Raw genomic sequence first — 10,363 nt, 5'->3', positions numbered from 1 at the left:
TCGTCGGGCTCATAACCCGGAGGTCGTAGGTTCAAATCCTGCTCCCGCAACCATTTTTTATTTTAATAAATTTAATTTTTAGGACCATTTAATTTTGGTCCTTTTTTAATTTTATTTTTAATTTAGCGTTACAATCCTTGATAAATACTTAAGTTGTAATTGTGGAATATTATTTTTATTCTGGTTATGGTAAAATTAACACTATAGCATGTTTTGAGGTGACCTATGAATAAATTATCACATATGGACAGACACTTAAGAGATTATGTACTTTTATATATCTTTGGCGGATTTTTAATTTTATCTGCTTTTCTTTTTGATACTCCTACTAATGTATTTAAAGGAATGGAAGTGATTTTCTTTTCTCCTAGTAATTTGACTACGGATTATATTGAAATCGCAAGTTTAGGTGCTGCGATTTTCAATAGTGGATTGATGACTATCTTATCGATATTTTTAGCTCAGAGGACAAAGGCAACGATTAATGGTCCTTTAATTGCTGCTGTTTTTATTGTCTCTGGATTTTCATTTTTTGGGAAGAATTTATTGAATTCCATACCAATTACCATTGGTGTTTTTTTGTATGCTAAATCTATAAAAACCCCTTTTAAAAATTACATACTTCCAGCTCTATTCGGTTCATGCCTAGGTCCATTGGTTAGTGAGATTGCTTTTGGAATGGGATTTAATCTTTACAAGGGTATTTCTATTGGGTATTTTGCTGGAATCTTTGTTGGTTATATCATCCCACCACTTGCCCAATCATTTTTACGTTTCCATCAAGGTTTCAGTTTGTATAATGTGGGCTTTACTGCTGGTATTATTGGTATGTTTATTACTGCTACTTTAAAGATGTTTGATATCAATATAGAGACAGTAGAGTTTATTTCAAAGGGGAATAATCTTCAATTATCCTTGATATTATATGGTTTATCCTTAGCCATGATCATAGGGGGGTATGTAAGCTGTGAAAATATCACTTTAGAATATAAGGGACTTCTTAAAAACACTGGTCAATTGGTGGCTGATTTCTATGATTTATATGGTTTACCGATTACTCTTTTCAATATGGGAGTAATGGGCCTTTTATCAACTACTTTTATTTTGATAATCGGTGGGGAGCTTTCCGGCCCTGTAGTAGGAGGAATATTAACTGTGATTGGTTTTTCTGCCTTTGGTAAACATCCAAGAAATACACTTCCTATTCTTATTGGTGCAAGGCTTGCGGCGGTACTTAATATATATGATGAAAATGGAGCTAGCTCATTAGTGGTCATGCTATTTGGAACGAATTTAGCACCTGTTGCAGGAAGATATGGGTTTATTCCTGGTATTGTAGCGGGGTTTGTCCATGTGGCCTTGGTTTCCAATATAGCCTATTTACATGGTGGTTTAAATTTATATAATAATGGTTTTGCTGGTGGCTTTGTAGCTGGTACGGTGGTACCTCTTTACGAGGCTATTATATCGGCATATAGAAGGAGGAAAGATAGTGTTAGACGATGATGCTATAATTTCAAATAAGATAACAATGTCCTTACTTGCATATATGTATACTCATGGTGTGAGGGATATCACTGTCAGAATAATGAATAAAAAACAGGAGATTATAATAGTTGCTGAAGGGGAAACAGACACTGAGCCCCATGATATTGTGGAGTTTAATAAATTGTTGAATAACGAGAGATTGCCTTCTGTTGGCGGATTTTATAGTAATCTTCTAGGAGTTAATGAGGACGTCAACGATATCAATCTATTAAGCTCTCTTGTGGATGAGGGTATGATAGTTTATCATGATGGAATTTTGTCTTTTTATGCTTCTAGAATGAAATAAATGTAGATTTTTTGTTGATTTTCAATGATGAACTTCGTGATATAATCTATTCAGGAGGTAAAAATGAATAAGATTATGAAAAAACTTTTAGCTGGCATGATGGCTTTTTGTATTTTATTTAGTTCAACAAATGCCCTTGCTGCTGAGATTGATACAGAAGTAATAAATGAAAGATGGGGCAAACCTACTTTTGCCTATGGTGAAACTTTAACGGATGAACAAAAGGCGGGTACTAGAAAGTTACTTGGAATTACAAATCCTGAAAACATCAATTCTATAAAAGTGACCTATAAGGATCTTGTAAATTATATTGGTGGCGATTTGTCTAATCCTGCTAATATGATATCATCGGTTTTAGTTACTAAAGAAAATGAAGGAAAGGGAGTAAATGTAGTTATAAAAACTCCTAAGAATATTACTGAAATTACAGAAGAACAATATAGAAATGCTGCATTAACTGCTGGTGTTGAGGATGCAACTATTTTAGTAGGTGCCATAAGACCTGTTACAGGTGAATCGGCTTTAACCGGGGTCTATAAAGCTTTTGAAGCCAATGGTGAAACCTTAGACAAAGAGCGAATGGAAGTTGCTCAAGACGAGTTGGATACGGTTAATGAAATAAGTCAGGAAAATAAAGATAAAAAGGATTTTGATTCTACAAAGCTAGATGATGCTGTAACTGATATCAAATCTAGCCTAGGTGAAATTAAGAAAAAGCAAGACAAAAACCCAACTTTGGAAGATATTAGAAGGGTAGTTGAAGAGTCTTTAGTTAAATATAATTTAGATAAGGTTGTAACTCAGGACCAAATGGATAAGTTAATCTCCTATTTTGAGAAGTATGCTAAAACAGATGCTATTACTTCTGAAGAAGTTGCAAAGCAATTGAAAAAATGGGGAGGGGCCATTGTAGATGGCGCGAAAGAAGCTTATAATGAGGCAGAAAAGAGCGGCCTATTAGATCAGATATCCGCCTTTTTAAGGGATGTATTTAACAAGATTGCGGATATGATAAATAATAACTAAATATAATAATATGCCAAGAGATTGACATTTTATGATTGGATAGAGTACTCATAACTTTGAGTGCTCTATTTTTTACAATAACAATTATCGGTGGTATAATAGAATCGAACAATTGTTCATCGAGGTGAATTATGGAATTTAAAATACATTCAAAATTTAAACCTACTGGAGATCAACCTGAAGCTATTGCAAAAATAGTTAAAGGTATCAATGAAAATATGAAGGCTCAGACTTTAAAAGGTGTAACTGGTTCTGGAAAGACCTTCACAATGGCAAATATAATCGAACAGGTGCAAAAGCCTACTTTGGTAATAGCTCATAATAAGACCCTTGCATATCAACTTGCAGGGGAATTTAGGGAATTTTTTCCTGAAAATGCTGTTGAATTTTTTGTTTCTTATTATGATTACTATCAACCTGAGGCCTATGTTCCCCAGTCCGACACATATATAGAAAAAGATAGCTCTATTAATGATGAGATAGACAAGCTTCGTCACTCTGCTACCATGTCCCTTTTTGAAAGAAGAGATGTAATTATCGTATCGTCGGTTTCTTGTATCTATGGTTTGGGAGACCCGATAGACTATGAAAATCTAGTCATATCTCTAAGACCGGGTATGATTAAAGACAGAGATGAAGTTATGCGTAAGTTAATAGATATACAATATGTCCGAAACGATATAAACTTTGAACGGGGGACGTTTAGAGTACGTGGAGACAGTTTAGATATATTTCCAGCTTCACAGGATGAAAACTCCGTTAGGGTTGAATTCTTTGGAGATGAGATAGATAGAATAACAGAGATTAACTCTCTAACTGGAGAGATTATTGGTGAAAGGTCCCATATTGCAATATATCCTGCATCCCATTTTGCTACTTCAAATGAAAAGGTAAAGAGAGCCTTAGTGACGATTGAGGAGGAGCTTGAGGAACGAATAAAGTACTTTAAGGAAAGGGATAAGTTTCTAGAGGCTCAAAGAATCGAGCAAAGAACTAGATATGACCTTGAAATGTTAGCTGAGATGGGGTTTACCACTGGAATAGAAAATTATTCCAGGCATTTAAGTGGTAGGGCTCCTGGCTCTAGGCCATATACTTTAATAGACTATTTTCCTAAGGACTTTTTGACAATTGTAGATGAATCCCATGTGACTCTACCTCAAGTCAGGGGTATGTATGAAGGTGATAAGTCTAGGAAGACCAATTTGGTCGACTATGGTTTTAGACTTCCTTCAGCTTTGGACAATAGACCTTTGAAGTTTAAGGAATTTGAATCCATGATGAATCAAATATTATTTGTTTCGGCTACACCTGGACCCTATGAAAAGGAACATGAGAAGCAAGAGGTGGAACAGATAATAAGACCTACTGGTTTGTTAGATCCTATAATCGAAGTTAGGCCAATTAAGGGGCAAATCGACAATTTAGTTACTGAAATCTATAACAATATAGATAAGGATGAAAGAGTTCTAATAACGACTTTGACCAAGAAGATGGCGGAGGATTTGACTAAATATCTTCAGGAGTTGGATATTAAAGTAACCTATCTTCACTCTGATATAGATACTATGGAAAGAATGGAAAAGATAAGGGATTTACGTTTAGGAAAGTTCGATGTTCTCGTGGGAATCAACTTGTTGAGAGAGGGTCTGGATATACCAGAAGTCTCTTTGATTGCAATTTTGGATGCAGACAAGGAAGGTTTTTTAAGATCAGAAACATCCTTGATTCAGACCATAGGAAGGGCTGCAAGAAATGAAAATGGTAGAGTAATTATGTATGCTGACAATATTACTAAATCCATGGATGTGGCCATTTCAGAAACTAAGAGAAGACGAGAAATTCAAAATGAATACAATGAAGAACATGGTATAGTTCCAACTACTATCCATAAGGATATTAGGGATTTGATTGCAGTAACAAAGGTGGCTGAAGATAGTAATGTCTACAAGATTGAAAAGGATGAAATAACTCAAGAGGATATTAAAAAGATTATTATAAATGTGGAACAGGAGATGTACAAGGCTGCAGAAGTATTAGATTTTGAGAGGGCTGCAGTACTTAGGGACCAATTGAAAAAACTAAAAAAAGAATATTAGGTGATTAATTGAGTTTAGATAAAATTATTATTAAAGGAGCTAAGGAAAATAATTTAAAGAATATAGATTTGACAATTCCCAGGGATAAAATGGTAGTTGTTACGGGATTGTCTGGATCTGGCAAGTCATCCTTGGCTTTTGATACTATTTATGCGGAGGGACAGAGACGATATGTTGAGTCTTTGTCCAGTTATGCTAGACAGTTTTTAGGTCAAATGGAAAAACCAAATGTTGAATATATAGAAGGACTTTCTCCTTCTATTTCTATTGACCAAAAGACTACGAGTAAAAATCCAAGGTCAACTGTGGGAACTGTAACGGAGATCTATGATTATTTGAGACTTCTCTATGCAAAGGTCGGAACGCCCTATTGTCCTGTCTGTGGAAAGGAAATAACCAGCCAAACAGTAGATCAAATGGTGGATAAGGTCATGGCTTTTCCAGAAAGAACTAGGATACAAGTTTTGGCACCGGTTGTAAAGGGTAAAAAGGGCGAACATAAAAAGCTATTGGAAAACATGAGAAAAGAAGGTTATATTAGGGCTGTAATAGATAGCGAAACCTTTGAACTAGCAGATGAGATTGGGCTTGAAAAAAATAAAAAACACGATATCGATATTGTTATAGATAGGATAATAGTAAAGGATGGAGTTGAATCTAGACTTACAGACTCCATAGAACAGGGGCTAAGGTTGGCAGATGGTGTAATCAAGATATCCATTGTCGATGGTGAAGATTTACTATTAAGTTCTAAACTTACCTGTCCAGAGGGTCATGTATCCTATGATGAAATAGAACCTAGATCCTTTTCTTTTAACAATCCCTTTGGAATGTGTGAAGAATGTAATGGATTAGGTCATCATTTAAAAATAGATCCAGAACTTGTAATTCCAAACTACAATCTGTCCTTAGAAAAGGGAGTGATCGACCCATTTGCAACATCAAAGCCTGGAACTTACTACTATGAGATATTTTCTGAAATTCTTAAGAAGTATGATTTTGAAGAGGACAGGCCCTTTAAAGAAGCTCCAAAGGAAATGATAGATGAAATTCTATTTGGTACAAAAACTGAACTTAGCTTCTCTTTTGATAGCCATTTTTCAGGATGGAAGAAGTATAGGGGAAAGTTTGAAGGTGTAATTAGGAATTTAGAAAGAAGATATGATCAAGCCTCTGACAATATGAAGGACAGAATTTCTGAATATATGACGGAAATCGAATGTTCAAAATGTAGGGGAAAAAGGTTAAAGGATAAGTATCTTTCAATAAAAATAGAGGATAAAAACATCATTGATATAACTGATATGGCTATAACTGACGCCTACACTTGGTTTAAGGATTTAAGGATGACAGGAGCTAAAGAAGTCATCGCCCATGATGTTATAAAGGAAATAAGAAATAGGCTAAAGTTTCTAGATGATGTTGGTTTAGGATATCTTACTATGTCTAGATCTTCAGGAACCTTATCTGGAGGCGAGTCCCAAAGGATTAGACTTGCAACTCAAATAGGCTCTGCCCTGGTGGGAGTTGTATATGTTTTAGATGAGCCAAGTATTGGTCTACACCAAAGGGACAACAATAAATTATTAGATGCCCTTAGGGCTTTAACGGATATAGGTAATACTCTAATCATAGTGGAACATGATGAGGATACTATGAAGGTAGCGGATTATATTGTGGATATTGGACCTGGAGCTGGTATTCATGGGGGAGAGGTAGTCGCTCAAGGAAATATTGAACAGATAAAGAAAAATTCTAATTCCATAACTGGGCAGTACCTTTCTGGGAAAAAGAAAATTGCAGTTCCAAGTAGTAGAAGAAATCCAAAGGGCTATATTAATTTAAAAGGTGCTAGTGAAAATAATTTAAAGAATATCAATGTGGATTTTCCACTTGGTGTATTGACCTGTGTAACCGGTGTTTCTGGTTCTGGTAAAAGCTCCCTTGTAAATGAAATTCTCTATAAGATACTTGCAAAGGAATTGAACAGGGCAAAGACTAAACCAGGAAAATACAGGGAGATTGAGGGACTTGAACAACTAGACAAGGTTATTCAAATAGACCAATCTCCAATAGGTAGGACACCAAGGTCTAACCCTGCAACCTATACAAAGGTATTTGACAGCATTAGAGATCTATTTGCATCTACCAACGAAGCAAAGATGAGAGGATATAAAAAGGGTAGATTTTCCTTTAATGTAAAGGGAGGTAGATGTGAGGCTTGTAAGGGTGATGGTACTGTAAAGGTAGAGATGCACTTTTTACCGGATATCTACGTTCCATGTGAGGTATGCCATGGCAAGAGGTATAATAGAGAAACCCTACAGGTTAAATATAAGGGTAAAAATATATACGATGTCTTGGATATGACAGTTGAAGAGGGAGTGGAATTCTTTAAGAATCTTCCAAGTATCTCAAATAAATTACAAACCCTATATGATGTGGGTTTGGGATATATTAAAATTGGTCAACCATCGACAGAATTGTCTGGAGGAGAAGCCCAAAGGGTTAAACTTGCAACGGAACTATCCAAAAGGTCCACGGGAAAAACTGTATATATTTTAGATGAACCGACTACTGGACTTCATACTGCTGACATCCATAAATTGATAAAAGTTTTGGATATGCTTGTAGAGCAAGGTAATACAGTTATTGTAATCGAACATAACCTTGATGTTATAAAGACTGCAGACTATATACTAGATTTAGGTCCCGAGGGAGGAAGTGGTGGTGGAACTCTAATAGCAAAGGGAACACCGGAAGAGATTGCAAAGGTAAAAAAATCCTATACGGGACAGTTTTTAAAGGATATTCTAAAATGATCTAGAGATTTCTTTAAAGAAGAACTTTAAAAGTTCATTAGACAATAAAATTAAATAGAAGCATCCTAGAAAAGAGATATAGTTTTACACTAGAGTAGTCTATCTTGATGCTTTGAAAAGGGGAAAGGTATTATTTTACACCTATCCCTTTTTAATTTATAATAGGGATATTGATGGAGGTATTTTATGATAAGTTTTGTAGTTCCTGTTTATAATGAGGAAGAAACCCTTTCTAATTTTAATAACAGGATGGTCGAAGTTGCTAATACATTGGAAGACTCTTGGGAAATTATCTATATAGATGATGGAAGCACTGATGACAGTCTCAATATAATTAAGAAATTTGCAAGGGATGAAAGGATTAAATTCCTATCTTTTTCTAGAAATTTTGGTAAAGAAGCGGGTATTCTAGCAGGGTTGACATCATCACAGGGGGATATCGTTGGAGTATTAGATGCGGACTTACAACATCCACCGGAGATTATACCAGAGATGTTAAAGTATCTTGAAGAGGGTTATGATGTTGTTGCAACTAAGAGAAAGAATAGAAAATCCACAGGTTCTATATATAACTTTGGAGCAAAAACCTTCTACAAGATCATTAATGGTACAGGGAAGGGAGTTAAACTAACCCCTGGAGTACAGGACTTTAGAGTGATGAAGAGAAAAGTTGTGGACTCCATACTTTCATTACAAGAGAAGACCAGATTTTCTAAGGGAATTTTCAATTGGGTCGGATTTAATACCAAGTATATAGGCATTAGAGACTATAAAAGAGCAGGTGGAAAATCTAAATGGAAATTTTTCGACTCCTTGAGATATGGTTTAGACGGAATTATTTCCTTTTCAACGGCTCCTTTGGATTTAAGTATACTCATGGGGACAATACTGTCTGTGATTGGGTTTATCTATGCTATCTACATAGTGATAAAGACATTGGTTTTAGGGAAGGATGTTCCTGGATTTGCAACGATTGTATGTTTGCTACTGTTAATTGGGGGTATAAATCTAGTGTTCTTGGGAGTAATAGGATCATATATAGGTCGTATATATGAAGAAGTAAAAAATAGACCTTCTTATATAATCAAGGAAAGATCCGATTCTAAAGAAGATCTATTTTCTAAAGACGAGTAATTTTTGACCAAGGTAATTTAAAAGAACAAAGATTACCATTCCAACAGCCATGGCTATATTATCCTGTGTTTGTATCGAATAACCTTGTAGGAAAAATTTTGTAATAGGTTTTGCTACACCATAGGCTAATGCATAGCATATTAGAATATTTACTGCAAATTTCAAAATGGCTTTTGCATGCTTCTCCTTAGATTTAAATGTAAAATTTCTATTTAAGAAGTATGAAAGTATACTGGTCAAAAAGTAATTTAAAAATGAGGATAGCCAGTATCCAAAATTTAACAGATTATATGATAGGTACATAATGCTTGTGCCTACTAATGTATTGATTATTCCCACAAGGGCAAATTTTATAAAAGTTTTATCTAATTTTTTTATCATAATGACCTCAAGGATATTATAGCATAGAAAGGATTATAGAATGAAGATAGGAATATTAAGTGATACCCATGGAGATTTAGTACAGGGTAAAAAAGCTTTAGAAATGTTAAAAGACTGTGATGAAATCATACACTGTGGAGATGTTCTCTACCATGGACCAAGAAATGATCTTCCTGAAAACTACAATCCAAAAGAATTGGCAAAGATTCTGTCTGAACAGGGAAACATTCACTATATAAGGGGAAACTGTGATGCTGATGTGGATGAAATGGTAATAGGGAAAAATTTACAGATGAAGGAAAATTTATTTTTCTTTGATGATATTGTAATTTATGGAGTCCATGGATATGAAGAATCTGAAGTAGATAGAATAAATAGAGCTAAGGAAAAGGGGGCTCGATTTGTAGTCTCTGGCCATACCCATATAAAAGTACTGGAAGAAGTGGATGGAATAATCGTTATTAATCCAGGTAGTACTACGGTACCAAAGGATGGCAGTACATCTGTAGCGAGAATCTACGATAATAAAGTGGAGTTATTGGATTTAGAAAATGGGGATGTACTAAAGTCCATGAACTTTTAACCGTATTTTCTTTATCATGGAGGCATTCTAGATATGGAATGCTGGGTTATTCAGTCAGGAGGGGTTATGGAGTTTCCTTTTGCAGAAGATCCAAAAGAGGCTGTAATAGTCTGCAAGCATGTTTATGAAGGGACTAGACCGATTCTATTTGCCATAAGGCATATTGAAGATGGTATGTGGCATTTTTCCTGTGGAAATGCCCACGATTCAAGGGATAGAAGATTTATTACACTACAGGAGGTATATGATAAGGATAGGTCTATCAAAGAATTAAAGGACTTACAACCAGGATCCTATGCAATACGATCTGGTGAAGGAGAAGAGTGGATTATTAGAGAAATAATCAGTTTAGACTAATATAGATTAGGGAGTTATACGATGATGAAAGTATAATTCCTTTTTTTATGAATACAAAAAGAGCACTCAAATTTTGATATGCACCCTTAAACACGGACACTAATATTTGATTTTTACTAAGCGGACT

Annotated in this window: 9 protein-coding genes; 8 read left to right on the top strand and 1 reads right to left on the bottom strand. The window is 35.0% G+C overall.

Features of this window, described 5'->3' with window-relative positions:
• Positions 1-225 precede the first annotated feature (225 nt).
• From Q1K37_RS08205 to Q1K37_RS08180, 6 genes are all read left to right on the top strand, one after another.
• Positions 226-1,506 carry a DUF1576 domain-containing protein gene (locus tag Q1K37_RS08205; RefSeq protein WP_300411214.1) on the top strand — a complete coding sequence of 427 codons (1,281 nt, stop codon included), beginning with the start codon at positions 226-228 and terminating at the stop codon, positions 1,504-1,506.
• A complete protein-coding gene (locus Q1K37_RS08200; protein WP_300411212.1) occupies positions 1,493-1,834 on the top strand; it encodes a hypothetical protein in 342 nt (113 codons plus the stop codon). The genes Q1K37_RS08205 and Q1K37_RS08200 overlap by 14 nt, the downstream gene beginning before the upstream one ends.
• A gap of 63 nt (positions 1,835-1,897) precedes the next feature.
• On the top strand, positions 1,898-2,860 hold the full coding sequence (locus Q1K37_RS08195) for a DUF1002 domain-containing protein (RefSeq protein ID WP_300411210.1): 963 nt from the start codon (positions 1,898-1,900) through the stop codon (positions 2,858-2,860).
• A gap of 131 nt (positions 2,861-2,991) precedes the next feature.
• Positions 2,992-4,959 (top strand): excinuclease ABC subunit UvrB, encoded by a 1,968-nt coding sequence (gene uvrB, locus Q1K37_RS08190; protein WP_300411208.1) that lies wholly within the window; start codon positions 2,992-2,994, stop codon positions 4,957-4,959.
• Between the two features lie 8 nt (positions 4,960-4,967).
• Positions 4,968-7,781: an excinuclease ABC subunit UvrA gene (uvrA, locus tag Q1K37_RS08185; protein ID WP_300411206.1), complete on the top strand. Its 2,814-nt coding sequence runs from the start codon at positions 4,968-4,970 to the stop codon at positions 7,779-7,781.
• A gap of 186 nt (positions 7,782-7,967) precedes the next feature.
• Positions 7,968-8,915, top strand: coding sequence for a glycosyltransferase family 2 protein (locus Q1K37_RS08180; protein ID WP_300411204.1), 948 nt, complete (start codon positions 7,968-7,970; stop codon positions 8,913-8,915).
• Here the strand turns inward: Q1K37_RS08180 and Q1K37_RS08175 are convergent.
• Positions 8,895-9,296: a GtrA family protein gene (locus Q1K37_RS08175; RefSeq protein WP_300411202.1), complete on the bottom strand. Its 402-nt coding sequence runs from the start codon at positions 9,294-9,296 to the stop codon at positions 8,895-8,897. The genes Q1K37_RS08180 and Q1K37_RS08175 overlap by 21 nt on opposite strands.
• Positions 9,297-9,336: 40 nt before the next feature.
• On the opposite strand from Q1K37_RS08175, the gene yfcE reads away from it, so the two are divergent.
• On the top strand, positions 9,337-9,879 hold the full coding sequence (gene yfcE, locus Q1K37_RS08170) for a phosphodiesterase (RefSeq protein ID WP_300411200.1): 543 nt from the start codon (positions 9,337-9,339) through the stop codon (positions 9,877-9,879).
• A 66-nt stretch (positions 9,880-9,945) separates the two neighbouring features.
• A complete protein-coding gene (locus tag Q1K37_RS08165) occupies positions 9,946-10,236 on the top strand; it encodes a hypothetical protein (RefSeq protein ID WP_300411198.1) in 291 nt (96 codons plus the stop codon).
• Positions 10,237-10,363: the final 127 nt, after the last annotated feature.

The sequence above is a fragment of the Lagierella sp. genome (assembly GCF_029983815.1).
In the GTDB taxonomy this organism is placed as follows: Bacteria; Bacillota; Clostridia; order Tissierellales; family Peptoniphilaceae; genus Mediannikoviicoccus.
The sequence above is the reverse complement of the archived record's forward strand: the minus strand, read 5'-3'. Positions and strand labels throughout refer to the sequence as shown.

Coding starts and splice junctions, on each gene's coding strand:
- Q1K37_RS08205 (WP_300411214.1), top strand. CDS start 226: ATGAATAAATTATCACATATGGACAGACACTTAAGAGATTATGTACTT.
- Q1K37_RS08195 (WP_300411210.1), top strand. CDS start 1,898: ATGAATAAGATTATGAAAAAACTTTTAGCTGGCATGATGGCTTTTTGT.
- uvrB (WP_300411208.1), top strand. CDS start 2,992: ATGGAATTTAAAATACATTCAAAATTTAAACCTACTGGAGATCAACCT.
- Q1K37_RS08180 (WP_300411204.1), top strand. CDS start 7,968: ATGATAAGTTTTGTAGTTCCTGTTTATAATGAGGAAGAAACCCTTTCT.
- Q1K37_RS08175 (WP_300411202.1), bottom strand. CDS start 9,296: ATGATAAAAAAATTAGATAAAACTTTTATAAAATTTGCCCTTGTGGGA.
- yfcE (WP_300411200.1), top strand. CDS start 9,337: ATGAAGATAGGAATATTAAGTGATACCCATGGAGATTTAGTACAGGGT.
- Q1K37_RS08165 (WP_300411198.1), top strand. CDS start 9,946: ATGGAGTTTCCTTTTGCAGAAGATCCAAAAGAGGCTGTAATAGTCTGC.